The 20,438-nt window shown below is 62.4% G+C and carries 25 protein-coding genes; 8 read left to right on the forward strand and 17 right to left on the reverse strand.

What is annotated here, in order from left to right:
• Nucleotides 1-229 precede the first annotated feature (229 nt).
• The 4 genes from B3849_RS16720 to B3849_RS16735 all read right to left on the reverse strand — a co-directional run bounded on the left by B3849_RS16720 (nt 230) and on the right by B3849_RS16735 (nt 3,260).
• A complete protein-coding gene (locus tag B3849_RS16720) occupies nt 230-613 on the reverse strand; it encodes an NADH:ubiquinone oxidoreductase subunit NDUFA12 (protein WP_005852787.1) in 384 nt (127 codons plus the stop codon).
• A gap of 83 nt (nt 614-696) precedes the next feature.
• Nucleotides 697-1,056 (reverse strand): RidA family protein, encoded by a 360-nt coding sequence (locus B3849_RS16725; RefSeq protein ID WP_278424486.1) that lies wholly within the window; start codon nt 1,054-1,056, stop codon nt 697-699.
• A 144-nt stretch (nt 1,057-1,200) separates the two neighbouring features.
• Nucleotides 1,201-2,466 (reverse strand): ATP-dependent Clp protease ATP-binding subunit ClpX, encoded by a 1,266-nt coding sequence (clpX, locus tag B3849_RS16730; RefSeq protein WP_005852783.1) that lies wholly within the window; start codon nt 2,464-2,466, stop codon nt 1,201-1,203.
• A gap of 134 nt (nt 2,467-2,600) precedes the next feature.
• The gene (locus B3849_RS16735; protein WP_009826714.1) at nt 2,601-3,260 is read right to left on the reverse strand and encodes an ATP-dependent Clp protease proteolytic subunit; all 660 of its coding nucleotides are present in this window, start codon (nt 3,258-3,260) and stop codon (nt 2,601-2,603) included.
• 367 nt (nt 3,261-3,627) lie between these two features.
• Between B3849_RS16735 and B3849_RS16740 the strand changes: the two genes are divergently transcribed.
• The 3 genes from B3849_RS16740 (at nt 3,628) to B3849_RS16750 (ending at nt 7,160) form a co-directional block, all read left to right on the forward strand.
• Nucleotides 3,628-5,658: a PhoX family protein gene (locus tag B3849_RS16740; RefSeq protein ID WP_286780455.1), complete on the forward strand. Its 2,031-nt coding sequence runs from the start codon at nt 3,628-3,630 to the stop codon at nt 5,656-5,658.
• Between the two features lie 138 nt (nt 5,659-5,796).
• Entirely contained in the window at nt 5,797-6,111 is a 315-nt protein-coding gene (locus tag B3849_RS16745) for an ArsR/SmtB family transcription factor (protein ID WP_037944992.1), read from the forward strand.
• Nucleotides 6,108-7,160 (forward strand): permease, encoded by a 1,053-nt coding sequence (locus B3849_RS16750; protein WP_278424491.1) that lies wholly within the window; start codon nt 6,108-6,110, stop codon nt 7,158-7,160. Before B3849_RS16745 ends, B3849_RS16750 begins: the two co-directional genes overlap by 4 nt.
• 15 nt (nt 7,161-7,175) lie before the next feature.
• On the opposite strand, the gene B3849_RS16755 is transcribed toward B3849_RS16750, so the two are convergent.
• The gene (locus tag B3849_RS16755) at nt 7,176-8,219 is read right to left on the reverse strand and encodes a zinc ABC transporter substrate-binding protein (protein WP_278424493.1); all 1,044 of its coding nucleotides are present in this window, start codon (nt 8,217-8,219) and stop codon (nt 7,176-7,178) included.
• Nucleotides 8,220-8,307: 88 nt separating this feature from the next.
• Here B3849_RS16755 and B3849_RS16760 point away from each other — a divergent pair, with 88 nt between their 5' ends.
• The 3 genes from B3849_RS16760 to B3849_RS16770 are packed head-to-tail and all read left to right on the forward strand — an operon-like array spanning nt 8,308 to nt 10,371.
• The gene (locus tag B3849_RS16760; RefSeq protein WP_005852777.1) at nt 8,308-8,790 is read left to right on the forward strand and encodes a Fur family transcriptional regulator; all 483 of its coding nucleotides are present in this window, start codon (nt 8,308-8,310) and stop codon (nt 8,788-8,790) included.
• A complete protein-coding gene (locus tag B3849_RS16765) occupies nt 8,787-9,587 on the forward strand; it encodes a metal ABC transporter ATP-binding protein (RefSeq protein WP_286780456.1) in 801 nt (266 codons plus the stop codon). The genes B3849_RS16760 and B3849_RS16765 overlap by 4 nt, the downstream gene beginning before the upstream one ends.
• Nucleotides 9,580-10,371, forward strand: a complete 792-nt coding sequence (locus tag B3849_RS16770; RefSeq protein ID WP_180827530.1) for an iron chelate uptake ABC transporter family permease subunit — start codon at nt 9,580-9,582, stop codon at nt 10,369-10,371. Before B3849_RS16765 ends, B3849_RS16770 begins: the two co-directional genes overlap by 8 nt.
• A gap of 76 nt (nt 10,372-10,447) precedes the next feature.
• Here B3849_RS16770 and B3849_RS16775 read toward each other — a convergent pair whose 3' ends face one another.
• Nucleotides 10,448-11,995, reverse strand: a complete 1,548-nt coding sequence (locus tag B3849_RS16775; protein WP_009826708.1) for an MHYT domain-containing protein — start codon at nt 11,993-11,995, stop codon at nt 10,448-10,450.
• Between B3849_RS16775 and B3849_RS16780 the strand changes: the two genes are divergently transcribed.
• On the forward strand, nt 11,978-12,166 hold the full coding sequence (locus B3849_RS16780; RefSeq protein ID WP_278424495.1) for a hypothetical protein: 189 nt from the start codon (nt 11,978-11,980) through the stop codon (nt 12,164-12,166). The two genes, B3849_RS16775 and B3849_RS16780, sit on opposite strands and share 18 nt — an antisense overlap.
• 60 nt (nt 12,167-12,226) lie before the next feature.
• Here B3849_RS16780 and B3849_RS16785 read toward each other — a convergent pair whose 3' ends face one another.
• The 11 genes from B3849_RS16785 to phnD form a co-directional block, all read right to left on the reverse strand.
• Nucleotides 12,227-13,213, reverse strand: coding sequence for a cell envelope integrity protein TolA (locus tag B3849_RS16785; RefSeq protein ID WP_278424497.1), 987 nt, complete (start codon nt 13,211-13,213; stop codon nt 12,227-12,229).
• A complete protein-coding gene (locus B3849_RS16790) occupies nt 13,210-13,599 on the reverse strand; it encodes an ExbD/TolR family protein (protein ID WP_037962773.1) in 390 nt (129 codons plus the stop codon). The genes B3849_RS16785 and B3849_RS16790 overlap by 4 nt, the downstream gene beginning before the upstream one ends.
• Before the next feature lie 3 nt (nt 13,600-13,602).
• Nucleotides 13,603-13,947, reverse strand: coding sequence for an ExbD/TolR family protein (locus B3849_RS16795; RefSeq protein ID WP_009826705.1), 345 nt, complete (start codon nt 13,945-13,947; stop codon nt 13,603-13,605).
• 28 nt (nt 13,948-13,975) lie between these two features.
• Nucleotides 13,976-14,668 (reverse strand): MotA/TolQ/ExbB proton channel family protein, encoded by a 693-nt coding sequence (locus B3849_RS16800; protein ID WP_278424499.1) that lies wholly within the window; start codon nt 14,666-14,668, stop codon nt 13,976-13,978.
• The gene (locus tag B3849_RS16805) at nt 14,668-15,099 is read right to left on the reverse strand and encodes a hypothetical protein (RefSeq protein WP_278424500.1); all 432 of its coding nucleotides are present in this window, start codon (nt 15,097-15,099) and stop codon (nt 14,668-14,670) included. The genes B3849_RS16800 and B3849_RS16805 overlap by 1 nt, the downstream gene beginning before the upstream one ends.
• A 224-nt stretch (nt 15,100-15,323) precedes the next feature.
• Entirely contained in the window at nt 15,324-15,629 is a 306-nt protein-coding gene (locus B3849_RS16810) for an SH3 domain-containing protein (protein WP_037943968.1), read from the reverse strand.
• Nucleotides 15,630-15,744: 115 nt separating this feature from the next.
• Nucleotides 15,745-16,656, reverse strand: a complete 912-nt coding sequence (locus B3849_RS16815; protein ID WP_278375299.1) for an HAD-IIA family hydrolase — start codon at nt 16,654-16,656, stop codon at nt 15,745-15,747.
• Complete coding sequence (gene phnE / locus B3849_RS16820; protein WP_278424501.1) at nt 16,653-17,462, reverse strand: phosphonate ABC transporter, permease protein PhnE; 810 nt, start codon at nt 17,460-17,462, stop codon at nt 16,653-16,655. Before phnE (B3849_RS16820) ends, B3849_RS16815 begins: the two co-directional genes overlap by 4 nt.
• Entirely contained in the window at nt 17,459-18,253 is a 795-nt protein-coding gene (phnE, locus tag B3849_RS16825; protein WP_286780457.1) for a phosphonate ABC transporter, permease protein PhnE, read from the reverse strand. Before phnE (B3849_RS16825) ends, phnE (B3849_RS16820) begins: the two co-directional genes overlap by 4 nt.
• The gene (gene phnC, locus B3849_RS16830) at nt 18,250-19,035 is read right to left on the reverse strand and encodes a phosphonate ABC transporter ATP-binding protein (protein WP_005852760.1); all 786 of its coding nucleotides are present in this window, start codon (nt 19,033-19,035) and stop codon (nt 18,250-18,252) included. The genes phnE (B3849_RS16825) and phnC overlap by 4 nt, the downstream gene beginning before the upstream one ends.
• Nucleotides 19,036-19,089: 54 nt before the next feature.
• Complete coding sequence (phnD, locus tag B3849_RS16835; protein ID WP_005852758.1) at nt 19,090-20,070, reverse strand: phosphate/phosphite/phosphonate ABC transporter substrate-binding protein; 981 nt, start codon at nt 20,068-20,070, stop codon at nt 19,090-19,092.
• Between the two features lie 166 nt (nt 20,071-20,236).
• Between phnD and B3849_RS16840 the strand changes: the two genes are divergently transcribed.
• Nucleotides 20,237-20,438 (forward strand): DeoR family transcriptional regulator (locus B3849_RS16840; RefSeq protein ID WP_286780458.1); only part of this gene is annotated, 202 nt, incomplete at its 3' end.

Consider the following 20,438-nt stretch of genomic DNA (forward strand, 5'->3'; position numbering starts at 1 on the left):
GCCGCGGCGCATTTCAAGGTCACGCGACACACCCGATACCTTGTCGAGCGCGCGCAGAACTCCGCCTTCAGCGCTGGCCACCTGCTGTGCCTGCACCGGTGCGGCCATTATGGCGAGCATCATCAATATCTTGCGCATCACATGGGTTCCTTGAACGTCAAAGGGCGTCGCCAGCACAGCCGGGCCGCCGCAATAGCGCGCGCCCGATCACGAGGCGCGCGCGTGGCGTTTATTCGGGCTGCCACGCCTCGTAGTCACCGCGGTCCGCAGGCTTCTCGCGGCGGATCGATCCTGCGGGCGCATAGGCCAGGGCGGTGCCGGTCAGGTTCTCTTGGTGGGGCTTTTCCCAGGTCTTATGCGCCAGCGGACGCGCCTCGGGGGTTTCATCCCACGAATGGTGCAGCCAGCCGTGCCAATCCGCGTTGACGCGCGTCGCCTCGATCTCACCGTTGAAGATAACCCAACGTTTGCTGCTGTCCGCGTTGCGGTAGTACACATTGCCTTCGGCGTCTTCGCCGACCTTGATGCCCTTGCGCCACGTGAACAGTTGCGTGTTCAGCGTCTGGCCGTTCCACCACGTCACGCCGCGCAAAAGAGAGTTGAGAATGCCCATAGAGGTCTCCTGAAGCTTTGATGGATATATGCACCAAGGCCGCGCAAAGGTCTAGCGGGCTTCGGGGCACATAACCGCGGTTTTCAGCCGGGTAGGCAGGCGATGACTTCGATTTCGATGCGGTATTTGTCGTCGATCAGCCCGCATTCGATCATTGTCGCGGCGGGCGGCGCGTCGCCAAAGACCTCGGACAGGATCGGCCAGCAGGGTTCGAACTCTGCGCGGTCGGGCAGATAATAGTTCACGCGCACCACATCCGCCATAGTGCAGCCTGCCTCGCGCAGGGCCCCTTCGATGGTCGCAAGGGCGGCGCGGCACTGGTCGGTCACGGTATCGCCCTGCCCCACGGTGCCCGCCACATGGACAAAGCCCCCCGCCACAACGGCGCGGCAGTAGCCGATCTTGGCTTCGAATTCACCACCGGAAAAAATACGTCTTGTCATGATGCGCCTCTTGTCTGTCATGCCTGCCCCCGTCAAAGCGCCTGCCCCTGCGAAGGTCAAGCGACAAAGCGGCGGCCCCCTGCCACATACGAAAAAGGCGCACCATCGCTGGCGCGCCTTGATCAGATAACATGCATGCGATGCCTAGCCGGCGGTTGCAGGCTCTTTCTCGGCGTCGGCGTGGATCATCAGCGGAGCCGCGTCAGAGGTCACAGCCTCTTCGTTCACGACCACCTCGGTGACGCTGTCCATGCCGGGCAGATCGAACATCGTGTTCAGCAAGATGTCTTCGAGGATAGAGCGCAGACCACGGGCACCGGTTTTGCGTTCGATGGCGCGTTTCGCGATCGCCAACAGCGCGTCATCGGTAAAGGTCAGCTGTGTATCCTCGATCTCGAACAAGCGCTGGTACTGTTTGACCAACGCGTTTTTCGGTTCGGTCAGGATGGTGACCAGCGCGTCCTCGTCCAGATCCTCAAGCGTCGCCAGAACCGGCAGACGGCCCACGAATTCAGGGATCAGGCCAAATTTCAGCAGATCTTCCGGTTCGAGGTCGGTGAAAATCTCGCCAATGCCGCGGGCATCCTGATCACGCACATCGGCACCAAAGCCCATAGCCGACCCTTTACCGCGCGCGGCAATGATCCGGTCCAGACCGGCGAAAGCACCGCCGCAGATGAACAGGATGTTCGTGGTATCCACCTGCAGGAATTCCTGCTGCGGATGCTTGCGCCCGCCCTGCGGCGGGACAGAGGCCACGGTGCCTTCCATCAGTTTCAGCAAGGCTTGCTGCACGCCTTCACCGCTCACATCACGGGTGATGCTGGGGTTTTCGGATTTGCGCGTGATTTTATCAACTTCGTCGATATAGACGATGCCGCGCTGTGCACGCTCGACATTGTATTCGGACGCCTGCAACAGCTTGAGGATAATGTTTTCAACATCTTCCCCGACATAGCCCGCTTCGGTCAGTGTCGTCGCATCGGCCATGGTAAAGGGCACATCCAGAATACGCGCCAGCGTTTGCGCCAGCAGCGTCTTACCGCAGCCCGTGGGCCCGATCAGCAGGATGTTGGATTTCGCCAGCTCGATGTCCCCACCCTTCTGGGCGTGGTTGAGACGTTTATAGTGGTTGTGCACGGCAACCGACAGCACCCGTTTGGCCATCGCCTGCCCGATCACGTAATCGTCCAGAACATCACAGATGTCTTTCGGGGTCGGCACACCATCGGTGGCTTTCAGCCCCGAGGCTTTGGTTTCCTCGCGGATGATATCCATGCAAAGTTCGACACATTCGTCACAAATGAAGACAGTCGGACCTGCAATCAGCTTGCGCACCTCATGCTGACTTTTGCCACAAAAGCTGCAATAAAGTGTGTTCTTGCTGTCGCCGCTCGAAGTATTAGCCATTTCAACCCTTTCAGGTCTGTCGTTTGATCGTGTCCGCCATACGGCAGCCATCTATATATTTTTTTGCTCGGTGCCAGCTTAGGCCAGCGGTGCGTGGTCCACAATCGCAAAATAACGGGCCACGCACGCCTTATTTACTTGCCTTTTTTGTCGCCATCTTTTGGCGCATCAGGATCATCCATCTTGCCGCGGTTCTCGACGATCTCGTCGATCAGGCCCCAGTCTTTGGCTTCTTCGGGCGACATGAAGTTGTCACGCTCAAGCGCTGCTTCGACTTTTTCCAGCGGCTGGCCGGTGTGTTTGACATAGATCTCGTTCAGGCGCGTTTTCAGCTTTTGCGTTTCCTGCGCGTGAATCATGATGTCCGTCGCCTGACCCTGATACCCGCCGGAGGGCTGGTGGACCATAACGCGGCTGTTGGGCAGCGAGAATCGCATGCCTTTTTCGCCCGCTTGCAGCAACAGCGACCCCATGGATGCCGCCTGCCCGATGACCAGCGTGGACACCTTCGGTTTGATGTACTGCATCGTGTCGTAGATCGACAGGCCAGAGGTCACAACGCCGCCGGGGCTGTTGATATACATGGAAATTTCCTTAGAGGGGTTCTCTGCCTCGAGGTGCAGAAGCTGCGCCACGATCAGCGATGACATGCCGTCATGCACAGGCCCGTTAAGGAAAATGATCCGCTCTTTCAGCAGACGCGAGAAGATGTCGTACGCACGTTCGCCCCGGCTGGTTTGTTCAACCACCATAGGGACCAGCGTGTTCATATATGTATCATGTGGATCGTTCATAAAGCCTGCCTGATATTGCCGTTCGCCGGACCATACCCGCGAAACCTTGGCTTAAGATTAATCGCGCCACCTAGGGGGTTCAAGGGGGGCAGGACCGATCATCCCCTTGGCTTTGGATTTGGCCCTGCGCCACCGCCCTGCCCCGCTGATCTGTGCTGCGGATACCGGCAGCCGTTTTTCGCCCACATCCTGCCCGTTCCTGCGCTAAGGTGGCGCGCAACCCGGCCCGCCGCCGCGCGCCCTGTCACAGAACTGTCATGAAAGCGGAACAGATTTGTAGCACTTCGCGACGACATAAGGCGCAACCGCGAGTCACCTCGCCAAACGCAATGCCAGAGGCAATGCCCGACACAATAAAGGAATAGCTATGACACGTCGCCAAATCCTCGATGATCCCGAAATCGGCAACAAGGCCGAAGCCTTTGAAGCCTTCGACGACATCCCCACCAACCCCAATCTGCAGCGCACCATCGGCGATGTGATCAACGCGCGCTACGGACGCCGCGACATCTTGCGCGGCATGCTGGGGGTCACGGCGACAACCGCATTGTTCGGCACCTCGGCGATGGTCGCACCGCGTCAGGCAAGTGCCGCCACCGCTGACAGCCGCTATGTCTTTGACGAACTGGCATGGGGCAATGACGAAACCCATCATGTGGCCGATGGCTATGACGCCAATGTGCTGCTGCGGTGGGGCGATCCGATCACCGCCGACGCGCCCGAATTCGACGTGATGAACCAGACCGCGGCGGCGCAGCTCAAGCAGTTCGGCTATAACAATGACTACGTGGGCTTTGTCCCGCTGAACGACGATGGCAGCCGCGGGTTGCTTTGTGTGAACCACGAATACACCAACGAAGAGGTGATGTTCCCCGGGCTTGGCCGTCAGGACCGCGCGCAATTTTCCGGCATGACGCCCGCGCTCATTGACATTGAAATGGCCGCCCACGGTGGTTCGGTGGTCGAGATCGCCAAGGACGACGCCGGGATCTGGCAGGTGGTGCGCGACGGCAAGATGAACCGCCGCATCACCCCGCTGGACACCGCGATGACCATCGACGGCCCCGCCGCGGGCCATGCGCGGATGAAGACCAACGACGACCCCGACGGGGTGAATGTGATCGGCACGCTGAACAACTGCGCGGGCGGGCTGACCCCTTGGGGGACGTGGCTCATGGCCGAGGAGAACTTCCACGGCTATTTCTGGAGCGACCAGCTCGACGCCGACGGCAAACCCGTGATCGCCGATGACCATCCCGAAGCCGCGTCCTACAAACGCTATGGCGTGCCGGGCATGTGGTACGCCTGGGGCGCGCAATACGACCGTTTCAACATCGATAAAGAGCCTCTCGCCCCCAATAAATTCGGCTGGGTGGTCGAGGTGGACCCGATGGACCCGACCTCTACCCCCGTCAAACACACCGCTTTGGGCCGCTTCCGCCACGAAGGTGCGGAAACCACGGTCAGCAGTGACGGGCGTCTGGTGGTCTATATGGGCGACGACAACCGCTTTGATTACCAGTATAAATACGTCTCGGGGGGCAAAGTCTCGGACGACCGGGCGGCCAACGCCAAACTGCTGAGCGACGGCACGCTTTATGTCGCGCGCTTTGACGAGGACGGCACGGTGACCTGGCTGCCCCTGACCCACGGCACCGGTCCGCTGACGGCTGAAAACGGCTTCAATGACCAAGGCGACGTGATGATCGACACGCGGATCGCCGCCGATCTGCTGGGCGCGACCCCGATGGACCGCCCCGAAGACGCGCAGCCCCGTGGTGACGGCACGGCCTATATCATGCTGACAAACAACACAAAACGCACAGAGGATGAGGTGAACGCCGCCAACCCGCGTGCCGACAGCAGCTTTGGCCACATCATCGAGATCAAGGAAGACGGCGGCAACCACGCGGCGACGCAGGGGCGCTGGTCGATCCTGGTAAAATGCGGCGATCCGTCGGTGTCGGACGTGGGCGCACAATGGAACCCCGAAACCTCTGAAAACGGGTGGTTCGGCAGCCCCGACAACTGCGCCATCGACGCCGATGGCCGCCTGTGGGTCAGCACGGATCAGGGCAGCAACTGGGCCAAGACGGGCAAGTCGGACGGGCTCTATGCGGTCGAAACCGAAGGCGAGGCGCGCGGCACGTCCAAGCTGTTCTTCCGCTGCCCCGTCGGCGGAGAGATGTGCGGCCCCTACTTTACCGACGACGGCGAGACGCTGTTTGTCGCCGTGCAGCACCCCGGCACGGACGGGACCAAGAACATCCCCGGGTTCGAGCGTGAAAGCACCTTCGAGGATCCCGCCACCCGCTGGCCCGATTTTGACCCCAAAATGCCCCCGCGCCCTGCGGTGGTTGTGGTCACCAAACAGGGCGGCGGCAAGATCGCCGTCTGACGCCCCGCCCCTATTCCAACCAAATTCATTTCAAAATCTCTGCGCCCAAGGGTTCCCCCCCTTGGGCGCAATTTCTTTGTCGCACCGGCAAATTCGAATCATCTTTACAAAACTAGTTTTATAGTTTTGTTTGGCGCTATGACAGAACATCAAACAACTGCCCGCGCCCTCGCCGCCCTTGGCCATGATACCCGCCTCGCGATCTTTCGCCTGCTTGTCCGCGCCGGTGATGACGCGCTGACCGTGGGAGAGATCGGTGCCCATCTCAATGCGGCTCCCTCCACCCTTGCCCATCACCTTGGGGCGTTGGTCGATGCGGGGCTGATCATCCAGCGCCGCGACGGGCGCAACATCGTCAACCGCGTCGATTTCGACGTGATGCGGGCGACGCTTTCGTTTCTCACCTCGGAATGCTGCACCGGTGTTTCACTTTTGAAGGAGACCGCCGCATGACCGACCTGCCCCACCCCGCGCGCAACCCGCTCAGGTCGCTGGCCCATCACATCTGGACGCGAGAACGCGTGTGGCTGGTCTGTATCGCGGTGTTAACCGCTGTCGCAGCCCTCGATGCGCCGCTTGCCGTGACCAGCGTGCAATTTACCGCGACCAACCTGCTGGATGTCGCGCCGTTTCTGATCCTGTCCATCGCGGTTGCCGCCTACGCCGGTGCCACGGGGGCCGACGGGCTGATCGCACGTGCCTTTACCGGATCACCCGCCGTGATGATCGCCATTGCAGCACTGGCCGGCGGGGTCTCGCCCTTCTGCTCATGCGGAGTGATCCCCTTGATCGCGGCGCTGCTGGCGATGGGGGTGCCCCTGTCTGCCGTCATGGCCTTCTGGCTGGCGTCGCCCGTCATGGACCCGTCGATGTTCGTGCTGACCACCGGCGTTCTGGGGGTGGAGTTCGCGGTGGCCAAGACCATCGCGGCCGTCGGGCTCGGGGTGTTTGGCGGGATCATCGTGCATCTGCTGTCCCGCGCCGGTGCGCTGGCCGACCCGCTGCGCGACGGCGTGGGCAATGGCGGCTGTGGCGCGTCGAAGGTCCGCACATCGCACCCCGTGGTTTGGGCCTTCTGGCACGACAAGACGCGATCCGCCAAATTCCTGCGCGAGGCCGCCAAGACCACGACCTTCCTGACCAAATGGCTAACGCTGGCCTTCCTGCTGGAAAGCCTCATGCTGGCGTGGATACCCGCAGAGACGGTGACCCGCGCCCTTGGCGGCAGCGGTCTGGTCCCGATCGGAATCGCGACCTTGGTGGGGGTGCCGGCCTATCTGAACGGCTATGCCGCGCTGCCGCTGGTGGGCGGGCTGATCGGACAGGGCATGGCCCCCGGTGCGGGTCTGTCGTTTCTGGTCGCGGGCGGGGTGACCTCCCTGCCCGCGGCCATCGCCGTCTGGGCTTTGGTCAAACGCCCTGTCTTCGCGCTGTATATCGGGATCGCACTGACTGGGTCATTTGCCTCGGGGCTGCTGTTTCAACTTTGGGCGTCGCTGTGACGCCCAAAGCAGGGCTTATTCTGCCAGACAGCTGCTAAAGGCTGCGGCCAGATCGCGCAGCAATGCGGGGTACATGTCCACCCCCGGCTCAAGCGCGGCACCAATCGGATCAAGCGAGGCGGATTTCAGCGCCGTGCCGTCTTGGAGTGCGTCGACCAGACCGGCGTTGAACTGAGGCTCCGTAAAGACGCAAGCGGCCTGCGTGTCCTTTACCACATCGCGCACCTCGGCCAGACGCGCGGCACTGGGGGCGGCCCCATCGCTAAGAGAGATCGCAGCGCTTGCCTCGACGTCAAAGCGAGCTTCGAAATAGTGATAGGCGTCGTGGAAGACGACAAACTTCTGCCCCCGAAGCGGCGTCAGCTCGGCCTGAATATCGGCTTGAAGATCTACCAGCTGCGCTTGGGCCTGCGCAGCGTTATCTGCGTAAAGCGCTGCGTTTTCAGGGTCTTGCGCGGACAAGCTTGCAGCGATGGCATCCAGCCAGACGACTGCGTTCTGCGGATCTAGCCAGATATGCGGGTCCAGAGCGCCGGGTGCATGATTGTGTCCGGCGTGAGCGTCTGCCTCTTCATGTGCGTCATGGTCGTGGTCGTCATGATCGGCATGGTCGGCATGATCGTGCCCTTCGTGATCATCGTGCTCCGCGTGATCATCATGACCGTCGTGATCCTCGTGACCTTCATGATCTCCGTGATCATGGGCTTCGAACGCAACGCCGCTGCGGTTGGTCAGCAGGCGGATACCCTCTACCTGTTGCAAGGTCAGACGTTCGGCCCCCTGCGCCAGACTGCTCATCGGCTCTTCGAGCCACGGAGCCAGTGACGGACCGACCCAGACCACCAGATCGGCCTTGGCCACCGCGCGCGCCTCGCTGGGGCGCATGGCATAGCTGTGGGGCGACGCGCCGGGCGGGATGATCAGATCGGGGCTGCCTGCACCCTGCATGACCATAGAAACCAACGAATGTACCGGCGCGATATCGGTGGCGACACGGGGCACCTCTGCATGGGCCAGACCGGCAGAGAAAAGAAGGGTTGTGCAAAGCAGGCGGCGCATTGGCGGGCTCCTATTAATGTTATACTATAACCTTGATAGATTACACGTTATAACATATCAACACCGAACCCTGCTACGGAGGCGAAATATGTCGACCATTGGATTTGAAACGCATGATCACGGGGCCTGCGTCGACGACGCGATGGCCGCCGCAGAGGCGCGTTGCGCGGCCTCGGACCTTCGGCTGACACCGATACGTCGCCGCGTGCTGGAACTGCTGCTGGCCGAACACCGCGCCTTGGGGGCCTATGATATTCTGGGGCATCTCTCTGCCGAAGGGCTTGGGGCGCAGCCGCCCGTGGCCTATCGCGCGCTGGACTTTCTGGTGAAGGCCGGGCTTGCTCACCGGATCGAGGCGTTGAACGCCTATATCGCCTGCAGCCACGTGGGTGCCGATCACACGCCGGCCTTCCTGATCTGCCGCAGTTGCCAATCGGTTGCCGAAAGCGACACGACGCTGACCCAAGGGCGTTTGGGCGATGCGGCCCGCGCGGCGGGGTTCCAGATTGAACGCACGGTGATCGAGGCGCAGGGCCTCTGCCCCTCCTGTCAGGACGGAGCCACCGCATGAGCCTGATCGCCACCCGGAACCTGACCCTGCGCATTGGCGGGCAAACGGTGCTGCGCGACGTTGATATCGCCGTAGAGCGCGGCGAGATCGTGACCATCGTCGGCCCCAACGGGTCGGGCAAGTCGAGCTTGCTGCGGGCGTTGATCGGCGCGCTGAAACCCGCGTCGGGCACGATCACCCGTGCCGCGGATCTGCGCATCGGCTATGTCCCGCAGAAGCTGCAAATCGACGCGACGCTGCCGTTGACGGTGCATGGCTTCTTGAACCTGCCCCGCCGCCAGCCCCGCGAGACCATCGCGCAGGCGCTGCTGCAGGCGGGGGTCACGGATCTGGCGAAAAAGCAGATGACCGACCTGTCGGGCGGCCAGTTCCAGCGCGTATTGCTGGCACGCGCCCTGCTGAACAAACCCCATATCCTGATCCTCGACGAGGCGACGCAGGGGCTGGATCAACCCGGCTCTGCCGCGTTTTACCGTCAGATCGAAGAGGTGCGCCGCGACATGGGCTGCGCCGTCTTGATGGTCAGCCATGATCTGCATGTGGTGATGGCGGCTTCGGACCGGGTGCTGTGCCTGAACGGTCATGTCTGTTGTGAAGGCACCCCCGAGATCGTCGCCGATGCGCCGGAATACCGCGCGTTGTTCGGCACCGGCACCCAAGGGGCGCTGGCGCTTTACCGGCACGAACATTCGCATTCGCATGATCATGCACATGATCATAGCCACACCCACGACCATGCGCAGGGCCATACCCATGGTGCCGGCTGCAACCACGCCCATGGGGACCAAGATGCTTGATGACTTTTTGATACGTGCCGGGCTTGCCGGTATCGGTGTGGCCTTTGCGGCCGCGCCTTTGGGCTGTTTTGTCGTCTGGCGGCGCATGGCCTATTTCGGTGATGCGACCTCGCACGCGGCTTTGCTTGGGGTCGCGCTGGCCTTGGCGTTCGAACTGCCGATTTTCGCGGGGGTGCTGCTGGTGGCCCTGTCGATGGCGCTGATTGTAACGGCGCTGAACGGGCGCAGCCTGGGCACGGATACGCTGCTGGGGGTGCTGGCTCACGGGGCCTTGGCCATCGGCCTTGTCGCGGTGTCGCTGCTGCCGAACCAGCGCGTCGACCTCAGCGCCTATCTGTTCGGAGAGATCCTGGCCGTGACCAAGACCGACCTTGCGATCATCTGGAGCGGCGCCGTGCTGTCGATCGCGCTGCTGGTCTGGCGCTGGCAGGCATTGCTGTCGTCCACGCTGAACCCCGATCTGGCGACGGCCAGCGGGGTCAATCCGCGCCGTGAACAGCTGATTTTGACGCTGGCGCTGGCAGTGACGGTCGCGGTCGCGATCAAGGTGGTCGGCGCGCTGCTGATCGCGGCGATGCTGATCATCCCCGCCGCCGCCGCCCGCCCCTTTGCCCGCACGCCCGAAGTCATGGCCATGGCGGCCTGTATCATCGGGATGATCGCCGCCTTGGGCGGTCTGGCCGCGTCCTTCACGCTCGACACGCCGACGGGGCCCAGCATCGTCAGCGTGGCGGCGGTGCTTTTCATGTTGTCCTCTGGCGTGGCCCCGTTGCTGAAACGCTAGGCGCGGATCTGCACACACAGCAAGGGCCGCAGCATCACGCTGCGGCCCTTGCTGTTTCGGGGGTGGCCCTATTCGGTCAGGCGGCTGCCGCGAAAGACTGCGACGGGCGGCCGGTGCTCACCAGACTATGCGGGAAGAAGACCGAGAATTTGGTGCCCTTGCCCACCGTGCTGGAGACCGAGATATCGCCCCCATGCGCCAGCGCCAGCTTCTTGCAGATCGCCAGCCCGAGCCCTGTACCGCCTTCTGACCGGTTGTCGGCGCTTTCGATCTGGGTGAATGCCTGGAAGATCGATTCCAGATCTTTCTGCTCCATCCCGACACCATTGTCTTCGACCTCGAAGCGGAAGCCGCCACCGTCCACTTCGGCCCGCAGGAAGATATCCTTGCCTTTGGAAAACTTGAGCGCATTGCCCACCAGATTGATCAGGATCTGCAAGCAGCGGCCACGGTCGGCGATCACGTCAAGGCTGCCGTCGGGGATATGCAGGGTCACATCCTTGCCCTGCGCCATGCCCTGAAACTGGTCCTCGACCTGCGCCAGCAGCGCCCGTGTGGGGAATGTCGTCTTGGCCAGTTTGATGTCGTTCAGCTCGATGCTGGTATAGTCGAGAATATCGTTGATGATCGTCAGCAGGTGGTTGCCCGCGAATTTGACGCGCTGGCCGTAAAGCTCTGCCTGATCCCCGATGATATTATAGTGTTTTTCGGTGATCGGCTCACCCGGCGACAGTTTGGCCGTGGTCGTGGTCTTGAGCTTGGTCAGGAAGCCCGCATAGCCGATCACGATGGTCAGCGGCGTGCGCAATTCGTGGCTGAGAACGCTCATGAATTCGGATTTCGCGCGGCTCGCCCCTTCGGCAGCGTCGCGGGCCTTGCGCAACTCCTCGATGCTTTCCATGCGGGTCCGGTTTTCGATGAAATAGGTGAACAGACCGCCAAGGGTGATCGTCGTCGCCGTGCCTGCGATCACCAGTGCCAGCAGCTTGTATTCTTCGGGGTTGGTATAGCCGGGTTTCAGCCCGATGCAGTCCACGCTGAACGCGGCCATGCCGGTGAAATGCAGCCCGATGATGGCCAGCGTCAGGACGCCGGTCATTTGCAGCCCGCTCCACCGTGCGCTGCGGCTGCCCAGATACAGCGCGGCAGTCGACAGGACCACCGCCAGAATAACAGACCCGATGAGGTAGCCACGGTCCCAGGTCACCACACCTTCGACGCGGTAGGCCACCATGCCGGTGTAGTGCATCGCCGATACCGCAACGCCAAAGATCGTGCCGCCGATGATCGTGCTCGCGAGCGACCGGAACATGCCCGCCACCATGATGCCCACGGTCGACCCTGCAATCGCGATCAACAGCGAGACAAAGGTCAGTTGCAGGTTAAAGGTTACCGGTGCCGAAGGCTGATACGCCAGGATTGCGATAAAATGCGTACACCAGACCGCAACGCCCGCCGTGATCGCCGTGAGGAAGTACCAGATCAGCGCCTGCCTGCGCGGTCGCCCCAAGGCGTGCTGATACAAACGCGACACCACCCAGCAGCCAAAGGCGCAAAGCAGCCCGGCCAGAAGCACGAGACCAAGGTCGTGATCATGATGGATCGTATGGGCTACTTTGAACATGTCGGCGCACTCTACCTGTTGATTACCGGACAGTTAATCGGCGGAGAAAACGGCAGATTTGAGGCGTGTTTACGTTATACTGGTGGTAACCAAGAAAAATTACCGGTCTTTTTTACCATGGGAAACAACAGCTTGCAGGGCACCAATCCGGCGGAAATGGCCAGTATATAAGGGCTGATGCCGCCGCGACGGCTGCACTTCAAGCAAAGCGCAGGGGGCTGAACGCCCCGCCTATTGCCCTTTGATCTTGATGGAATACTGCCGCCGCGCGCCAGCGGGGGGACGCGGGAAAGGGGCGGCCTTGCGGATCACCGATACCGCCGCCCGGTCCAGCGCGGCAGAGCCGGACCCCCGTGCGACTGACACAGAAGCCAACCCGCCATTGCTGGAGATGGCAAAAGAGATCGTCGCGGTACCCGTGGTGCGGACCCGCGGCTTGCCCGCACGCGAGATGCGGCGCATGACCTGACCGGGGTAGTTGCTGGCGGCGGCATTGCCTTGCGCCGATGCGGCGGCTTGGCGTTTGCCGGTGCTCGTGGATTTGGCCGATGTGCTTTGGCCCGACGAAGACCCTTTGGTCGCATTGCGCTGCGCATTGCCACGTGCGGCGGCTTGCTGCGTTGCTTTCCTCTTTGCGGCTTGCTGCTCTGCCTGACGGCGTTCACGCTCTGCCTGCTCTTGCTTGGCGCGGGCCTCAGCGATCTTGGCAGCGGTTTCAGGGTTCTTGCGCATGGGGCGGCGCGACAGGACGGGGGCGTCGCTGTCGGGGTCTTGCGCCCGCAGGGTTTCGGGTGGTGGCGCGACTTGCGCGCTCTCGGAGGGGGGCACGGCCAGCGGTGTGGGTGCCAAAGCGGCGGGTGCTGCGGGGGCCGAAGGCGTCACCGCTGCCACATCGGGCGGGGTCACGGGCTGCGCCTGCTCCGGCGGGGTGACCGGCTCGGCCTGCTCCGGCGGGGTTTGCTCTGCTGTGGTGGGGCGCAGGGGTTCTGCGGCGGTAGGTGCCTCGGCCACGGGCGTCTCTGCTGGTTCTGCCGGTTCCGGCGTGAGCGTGCCCACGGCCATATCCTCGAAACTGCTGCCCATCATCGCCTCGACCGGCGCACCGCCTCCTTCGATCGCGATCTCATCTTGCGGCAGCCCGATGGTGACCGCCCCCGCGACGATCCCGACCGCCAAGGCGAAAGAGACCCCTTTGGCTGTAGGAGAATGCGAAATCATTGCAGTGCCCTTTGCGTGACGAGCATCACCTTTTGCGCCCCCGCCGCGCGCAAGTCGCGGGTCAGCGTGACCAGCGTTTTGGCGGGCAAGGCGCGATCCGGCACAAGGCGTATGATCTCGCGGTCCTCGTCAGACAGGCTGGCGACATAGGACGCGGCATCCACCTGCTCCGCGCCTTGATAGGTCAAGCGCCCGTCGGGGTAGATCACCAAGGCGTCCGGCGGGGCCTGACCCTCAAGCGCGCGGGTCTCGACCAGTTTCAGATCGGGGTCCAGCGGCTGCGCCAGCGTGCCCGCGACCATGAAGAAGACGAGCATCAGAAAGACGATATTGATCAACGCGATGGTCGGTTCACGCTGCGGTTTGGATTTGGCAAATCGGCGCATCTGTCAGCCCCCCAAGACCGACACCTGCAAGGCAGGCATCTCGCGCAGTTTGACCAGCACATCCGTCAACCGCTGCGCGTCCACATCCGCCCCGAGCGAGACCAGCAGCACGGTGCCCTTCTCGGCCTCGGCCAAGGATGATCCGGCCAGCGCGTCCAATGCGATTTCGTCGCCATTCAGGCGCAGGGTATCGGGGCCAAGCTGCAAGAACACCGGCTTGGCATCGCTGGCCTGCGCGACCGCGCCCGAACCGGCAGCGGCCAGCGGCACCTCGGAGAACTTCGAGAAGGTCGAGGTCAGCATAAAGAACAGCAGCAGCAGAAAGATGACATCAATCAGAGAGGTCATCGACAGCCGCCGTCTGCGCGTGCGCGGCCTAGCCATGTGCGGCGACCATTTCAGGCGTCGGCGCTGGCGTCGCGGCGGCAGGGGCTGGCACGTCGTTGGACGGGTTCAGCACCGTGAGGATCGCATTATCCGCGATCACCCGCTCTGCCTCCATCCGCTGTTCCAACCAGCTGAGGATCAGGGCCGTGGGCATCGCCACCACCAGACCGACAGCCGTGGTCAGCAGCGCCACCCAGATACCGCCCGCAAGGATCGACGGATCGACCTGCGATCCGGCGGCTTGCAGCGACCGGAACGCCTCGATCATGCCCAGAACCGTACCGAACAAGCCCAACAAGGGGGCCAGCTGCGCCACGGAATCGAGCAGGCGGAAACCGGTTTCGAGCTTGGCAAAACGCGTCTCTGCCTCGGCTTGCAAACGCTCTACGCCTGCGCCGCTGCCCTTGCCGTTCGACACCATCGCCATCTTGATCACGGGGGCGAGGTAGCTTTTCGATCGGCCCAAAGCCTCGCGGGCGGCGGGCTTGTCGCCACGGTCCCATGCCTCTACCGCTTCGGTCAGCGCCTTGTGCCGCCCCACGGCAGAGCGCCAGAACTGCCAGACCTTATAGATCGCCACCGTCAGCGTCAGCACGGCGACGCCCATCAGGACAACAACAACCGGCCCGCCGGTCTCGGCGATCTGGCGGAACGACGCGATCAGTGCAGAGAACATATCCATCAGCCCAGAACCTCGATTGACGTGCGTGATGTAGGCAGCAGGCCGGTGTCACAGACGCCGCTGGCACTACCGCCCGTCTCGCAGGCGTTGGCCCCGTTGAACAGGATGCGGCCCAGCCCTTCGCAGGTGGTTTGCGGCACGACGAACTGGCGCACGCGCGGGCGGGCCGGTGGCAGGGTGCCGAAATCAAACAGCGTCAGCCGGTCCACCTGCCCGTCGGTGTCAAACAGCACCGCCTCGTAGATGATCTTGTCGACCAGTGCCTCCAAGCCATTGGTGATCATGAAGGTCAGCTTGCAGGCATCTTCGGTGGTCTCTACCGCGTTCAGCTCGACCGAGATTTGATCCTTGATATCGGTCTCTTGCGCGGCGACCAGCGGGGCTGCGATCACAAGGGACAGCGATAGAATAGCGGTTCGGAAACGGGACATGGGACCTCCTGACCGTGAGAAATGACGATAAGATTTTTGGCTAAGGCGCTATGGGCACCTTTGGCTCGGGCGCGGCGCAGCGGGAAAACAGCCCTTTTGGCACAGCGCGATTGCGCCGTGCCTAGCAAAGATCACGACAAGGCGCAATCCTGACTTTAACAATCAACTATTCAGAAATCGACGCGCCAGCGACAAACCGCAAAGGCGCCCCTGCGCCGCCCGCGTTACCGAAGTTTGCGCAGATAGGCCCAAGACACGTGACCGCGCACGCGGCGGGCCTGATCAAGCGAGACCTCGCACCAGCGCGTGCCGCCGGTTTGCTGACAGTCATGCACCTGCAATATGGTGCCGTTGGGTAGGCCAAGCAGCACGATGAACCCCGTCCCCGGCCCTGCCCGCATCTTGAGCATGTCATCCTCCCCCACGCCCGTTACCTCGAAACGGCCCAGCGATCCTGCGGTAGCGGGGGTAGCCCCCAAGGTGGTCGCGATCACGATTGCCGATATGGCGGCGGTCACTGCTTTGCGCATTTTTCTTGCCCTTGTTCTGATAGCCTCGGGTCCGGTGGTAGCCTGTGGGGGCCACAAAATAAACCGTGATATCGCGCGCGGGGTCATGATCCGCCGATGCGCAGGGGCGCGGGCGTCAGATGTTGGGGACGATGAAATCGGGCGACAGACCAGCCTGCGCGATGGCATCCGTCACATCCAGCCCCGTGAGCGCGCCATAGCCCGTGACCAGCGCCGTGGCAAAGCCCGCCTGCGCACCGCCCAGAATATCGGTATGCAGCGTATCGCCGACCATCAGCACCCGTTCGGGACGCAGGGCGCGATTGAACCGGCCGAGGGCGATGTCAAAGACCTGCCCGAACGGCTTGCCCAGAAACACAGGCATCACACCTGTGCGATCGGCCAGCCGGTGCGCAAACCAGCCCGGTTCCCGCGAAAGGCCCGTTTCACGCGGTGCCACCAGATCGGGGTTGCCCACCAACACCGGACGGGGCGCGCGTTTCAGCGACGCCTCCAGCAATGTCTGCCGACGGTCGGTCCAGCCGTCTGCGCCCACCAGCAAGAACCCGTCCTGCGCATCGTAGCTTTCGGCGTCATCCCCCAGCACAGTCGTGTTCAGTGTCGCCAGTTCCCCCAGATCGACGGCGGGGTTGATCATCACGCCCCATCGGCACGGCGGCAGCCCCGCGATATGCGCGGTCAGCGCCTCGCGGCTGGTGGTCACCTCGGAGGCGGAAAAATCGAACCCCAGACGGGCGTAGCGCGCCATCATATGCGCCTTGGGATAGGCGGCGGAGTTTGACACCACGCCAACCGCCTTGCCCGCCGCGCGCAGCGCCGCGATGGTATCGGTCGCACCGGGGATCGCGGTTTCGCCGACGTTCAGCACGCCATAGGCGTCAAACAGGATCAGATCGAAGCGCGCCGCAAGGTCGGTGAACACGCCCGTTTCCGCCAGACCGCCCGCCGCGGTGCGCGGCAGACGGTCGGCAATTTGCAGATAGCGCGCGAAGGCGCTTTGCGGGTCGACGCCGATATTCTGGGTCACAGGATACGGCGGCGCAGATAGGCAGAGATGACTTCCCCCACCACCACCAGCGCGATGATCGCCAGCAGGATGGTCGCGACCTCGGGCCAGTTGAACGTATCGATGGCGCCTTGCAGGATGATCCCGATGCCGCCTGCGCCCACCAGACCCAGCACGGTGGATTCGCGCAGGTTGATATCCCACCGCAGAATGGCCACCGCCCAGAAGGTCGGCATGACCTGCGGCACGATCGCATAGAAGATCACCTTGAAGCGCGACGCGCCCGTCGCCTCAAGCGCTTCGACGGGGCGTGTGTCGATCTCCTCGATTGCCTCGCCCAGCAGTTTGCCGATGAACCCGATAGAGCGGAACATGATCGCCACGATGCCGGCCACAACACCGGGCCCGAAGATCGCCACAAACAGCAGCGCCCAGATGATCGTGTTCACCGACCGCGAGGTCACAAGGATCAGCCGCCCGAGCCATAGGGTCACTCGGTTGGGTGTGGTGTTCTGCGCCGAGATATAGGCGACCGGCAGCGACAGCAGCACCGCAAAGGTGGTGGCGAATGTCGCGATGTTCACCGTGTCCCACAGCACCTTGAGGATGGTTTCCAGATTACTGGGGTCCGGCGGATACATCCGGCCAAACAGATCGGCGATCTGTTCAGGGGCACCCCAGACCCACGGCCAGATCACCTCTATCGAGGTGAGCGCCCAAGCGATGGCCAGCGCACAGCCCAGAAAGATCGCATAGCGCGTCATACGTTGCTTGAACGTAAAGCGGGACCACTCGTCGCGCCCGAATTGCGTAGAAAGTGAGGTCATTGGATACGCTTTCGGATGACGCCGCTGACGGCCTCGGAGAACAGGATCACCCCGACGATGACGATGGTGATGGCAAGGGCAAAATCATAGTCATACCGGCCGAAGGCATTGGCGAGCGTCGCACCGATGCCCCCTGCCCCCACGATCCCCACCACGGCAGAGGCCCGCAGGTTGGAATCAAGCTGGTAGATGGTCAGCCCGATCTGGCGCGGCATGATCTGCGGGAAGATCGCATAGGACAGCGTCGAGAAATACGGCGCACCGGCGGCGCGCATGGCCTCGACCTGACCAAAGTCGATCTCCTCGATCCGCTCGGCCAGCATCTTGGCGACAAAGCCGATGGAATAGACGGTCAGGGTCAGCACTCCGGCGAACGGCCCGAAGCCGACGGCCTTGACGAAAAGGATCGCGACAATGACCGGATGGAAGCTGCGTGCGATGATGATAAGGGCGCGGCCCAGATAGAACACCGGCTTGGGGGCCACATTGCGCGCGGACATAAAGGCGATGGGGATCGACAGCAGCACGCCAAGCGCCGTGGCCAGCACCGCGATCTTGAGGCTTTCGAGAAACCCGTCGATCAGCAGACCGCTGCGTTCAAAGCTCGGGGGAAAGGCCCCGCCAAAGATCTTGCCGGCGCGGCCGATACCTTCGGCGACGCGGTCCCAGTCGATGGGCATGGTCAGCCCGACCCAGCCGAAATAGCCGATGGCCCCCAGATACACGGCCCAGCGGAGCGCCGGATTGGCGATGAAGGGTGGCTTGACCCAAGTGTCGCGCGGCGCGGTCATGATGCGGCTGCCTTGTCATCCGGACCGCCGCTGCGGTCGGCATGGGGGCTGCCCGCATAGATCGCCTCCATCGCGGCGGGGTCCAGCATGTCGGGCTTGTCGTCAAAGATGATCCGGCCATAGCGCATGCCGACGATGCGGTCGGTGTATTCCTTGGCCTCGTTCACATTGTGGATGTTGATCAGCACCGGCAGCTTGAGCTCGCGCGACAGGTCGCGCAGCAGGCCCATGATCTGTTCCGATGTCTTGGGGTCAAGCGATGCGGTAGGCTCGTCCGCCAGCAGGATATCGGGCTCCTGCATCAGGGCGCGGACCACGCCGACACGCTGACGTTCACCGCCCGACAGCTGATCGGCGCGGGTGTCGGCGTAATGGGCGATGCCGACCCGTTCCATCAACTCGTAAGCGCGGCGGATGTCTTGCTTGGGATAGCGCCGCGTGATGGCGGACCATGTTGAAATATACCCCAGACGGCCCGACTGGACGTTCTCCATCACGGTGAGACGATCCACGAGGTTGAACCCCTGAAACACCATCCCGATCTTGCGCCGAGCGGCACGCAGGTTCTTGCCCCGCAGGCGGGTCAGGTCGGTGCCGTTCAGCTCGATCGTGCCGGAGGTGGGTTCAACCAAACGGTTGATGCAACGCAGCAACGTGCTTTTGCCCGCACCAGAAGACCCGATGATCGACACGACGCTTTCGCCCTCGATGGTGAGGTCAAGATTCTTGAGGACCGGATCGCCAGAGCCGTAGCGTTTGACGAGGTCAGTAATTTTCAACATGTAGGATACCTTATGCGTGAGGCCGGCCCATTGGGACCGGCCTCGACGGGAAAATCATTCAGCAGCAAGGCCTTGTGGCGTGTACTCAACACCGTTGGCGGACTGGATCTGGCGAATGACGGCCCATTGGTCTTTATAGGTGATCGGGACGAATTTGCTCACGCCCGAAAACTCTTCGCCCAATGCGGTGCCGGTGAAATCGTAGCTAAAGAAGGCTTCCTTGATCTTGTCCTTCAGCTCGGGCGTCAGGTCGTGGGCCACGCCGTAGGATGTCGTGGGGAACGGATCGCTTTCCCAGACAATACGCACCTCGGCAGGGTCATAAAGCCCGCGTTCCGCCATGCGGTCCACCACTTCGGACGCTACCGGTGCCGCATCATAGTCACCCGCGACCACACCCAGCATGGATTGATCGTGGCTGCCCGAGTACGTCACCTCGTAGTCCTGATCCGGCACGACGCCCAGATCAGGGAACAGCGCGCGCGGTGCCTGATTGCCGGAGTTCGACGTGGGCGATGTATGCGCGACGCGTTTGCCAGCAAGGTCGGCCATTTCTTTGATATCGCTGTCGGCTTGGGTGTAGACCTGCAGCTTGTAGCCAAACTGCCCGTCTTCGGAACCCATGATCGCGAAGGGTTCAACGCCCGCAAGGTTCACAGCAAAGGGTGTGGGTCCGGTCGAGAAGCCCGCGATATGCAGGCGGCCCGAGCGCATCGCCTCTACCTCGGCAGAGTTGGATTGCACAGCAAAGAACTGCACCTTCTTGCCGGTCACCTCGGACAGGTGGTCGATGAAGGGCGTCCAGATGTCTTCGTAGATCGCGGGATCTTCGACCGGTGTATAGGCAAAGACCAGCGTCGACGGGTCTTTGAGCATGCTTTCGTCCGTGGGCGCGTCGGCCACCAGATCGCCGTTGGCGTCACAGAACATGGCGTCCAGCGCGCCGCGCTCGGCGCATTCTTCGGCCAATGCGGTGGTGCCGGTCATGGCAAAAGCGGCCATCAGGCCCGCCGTGATAAAGCTGCGTTTGATCATCTTGTTTCTCCTCCCCGAGAATACCCGCACAGAGTGTACTGCACGATTAATTACGCGATACGAGCATTGAAGCTTTCGATTCGCAACATTTTCCGCCTAATAATTTGGCAAGTGCCAAATAATGACGGTCGGTTGCATCGCCTCGACCGCCGAAAGGAACCGCAGAATGGATACCGGAACGGAACGCCGAAACCTGCGCAAAGCAGAGCGCCACGCGCAAATATTGCTGGAACTGCGCCTTGCCCCGCATGTGCGGGTATCGGACCTTGCGGCCAGCTTTGATGTGACCACCGAAACCGTACGCCGCGATATTGCCGAGCTCAGCGCGCAGGGGCTTTTGCAGAAGTCCTACGGCGGGGCCTCGCCCC

The sequence above is a fragment of the Sulfitobacter sp. UBA4523 genome, from assembly GCF_002388305.1.
In the GTDB taxonomy this organism is placed as follows: Bacteria; Pseudomonadota; Alphaproteobacteria; order Rhodobacterales; family Rhodobacteraceae; genus Sulfitobacter; species Sulfitobacter pontiacus.

Bases quoted from the DNA above. Each gene is read 5' to 3' on its own strand.
- B3849_RS16740 (WP_286780455.1), top strand. From the start codon at position 3,628: ATGACACGTCGCCAAATCCTCGATGATCCCGAAATCGGCAACAAGGCC.
- B3849_RS16735 (WP_009826714.1), bottom strand. From the start codon at position 3,260: ATGAACGATCCACATGATACATATATGAACACGCTGGTCCCTATGGTG.
- phnC (WP_005852760.1), bottom strand. From the start codon at position 19,035: ATGTTGAAAATTACTGACCTCGTCAAACGCTACGGCTCTGGCGATCCG.
- B3849_RS16755 (WP_278424493.1), bottom strand. From the start codon at position 8,219: ATGCGCCGCCTGCTTTGCACAACCCTTCTTTTCTCTGCCGGTCTGGCC.
- B3849_RS16760 (WP_005852777.1), top strand. From the start codon at position 8,308: ATGTCGACCATTGGATTTGAAACGCATGATCACGGGGCCTGCGTCGAC.
- B3849_RS16725 (WP_278424486.1), bottom strand. From the start codon at position 1,056: ATGACAAGACGTATTTTTTCCGGTGGTGAATTCGAAGCCAAGATCGGC.
- B3849_RS16775 (WP_009826708.1), bottom strand. From the start codon at position 11,995: ATGTTCAAAGTAGCCCATACGATCCATCATGATCACGACCTTGGTCTC.
- B3849_RS16795 (WP_009826705.1), bottom strand. From the start codon at position 13,947: ATGACCTCTCTGATTGATGTCATCTTTCTGCTGCTGCTGTTCTTTATG.
- B3849_RS16790 (WP_037962773.1), bottom strand. From the start codon at position 13,599: ATGCGCCGATTTGCCAAATCCAAACCGCAGCGTGAACCGACCATCGCG.
- B3849_RS16745 (WP_037944992.1), top strand. From the start codon at position 5,797: ATGACAGAACATCAAACAACTGCCCGCGCCCTCGCCGCCCTTGGCCAT.
- B3849_RS16785 (WP_278424497.1), bottom strand. From the start codon at position 13,213: ATGATTTCGCATTCTCCTACAGCCAAAGGGGTCTCTTTCGCCTTGGCG.
- phnE (WP_278424501.1), bottom strand. From the start codon at position 17,462: ATGACCTCACTTTCTACGCAATTCGGGCGCGACGAGTGGTCCCGCTTT.
- B3849_RS16765 (WP_286780456.1), top strand. From the start codon at position 8,787: ATGAGCCTGATCGCCACCCGGAACCTGACCCTGCGCATTGGCGGGCAA.
- B3849_RS16750 (WP_278424491.1), top strand. From the start codon at position 6,108: ATGACCGACCTGCCCCACCCCGCGCGCAACCCGCTCAGGTCGCTGGCC.
- B3849_RS16770 (WP_180827530.1), top strand. From the start codon at position 9,580: ATGCTTGATGACTTTTTGATACGTGCCGGGCTTGCCGGTATCGGTGTG.
- B3849_RS16720 (WP_005852787.1), bottom strand. From the start codon at position 613: ATGGGCATTCTCAACTCTCTTTTGCGCGGCGTGACGTGGTGGAACGGC.
- phnE (WP_286780457.1), bottom strand. From the start codon at position 18,253: ATGACCGCGCCGCGCGACACTTGGGTCAAGCCACCCTTCATCGCCAAT.
- phnD (WP_005852758.1), bottom strand. From the start codon at position 20,070: ATGATCAAACGCAGCTTTATCACGGCGGGCCTGATGGCCGCTTTTGCC.
- B3849_RS16780 (WP_278424495.1), top strand. From the start codon at position 11,978: ATGGGCTACTTTGAACATGTCGGCGCACTCTACCTGTTGATTACCGGA.
- B3849_RS16805 (WP_278424500.1), bottom strand. From the start codon at position 15,099: ATGTCCCGTTTCCGAACCGCTATTCTATCGCTGTCCCTTGTGATCGCA.
- B3849_RS16800 (WP_278424499.1), bottom strand. From the start codon at position 14,668: ATGGATATGTTCTCTGCACTGATCGCGTCGTTCCGCCAGATCGCCGAG.
- clpX (WP_005852783.1), bottom strand. From the start codon at position 2,466: ATGGCTAATACTTCGAGCGGCGACAGCAAGAACACACTTTATTGCAGC.
- B3849_RS16810 (WP_037943968.1), bottom strand. From the start codon at position 15,629: ATGCGCAAAGCAGTGACCGCCGCCATATCGGCAATCGTGATCGCGACC.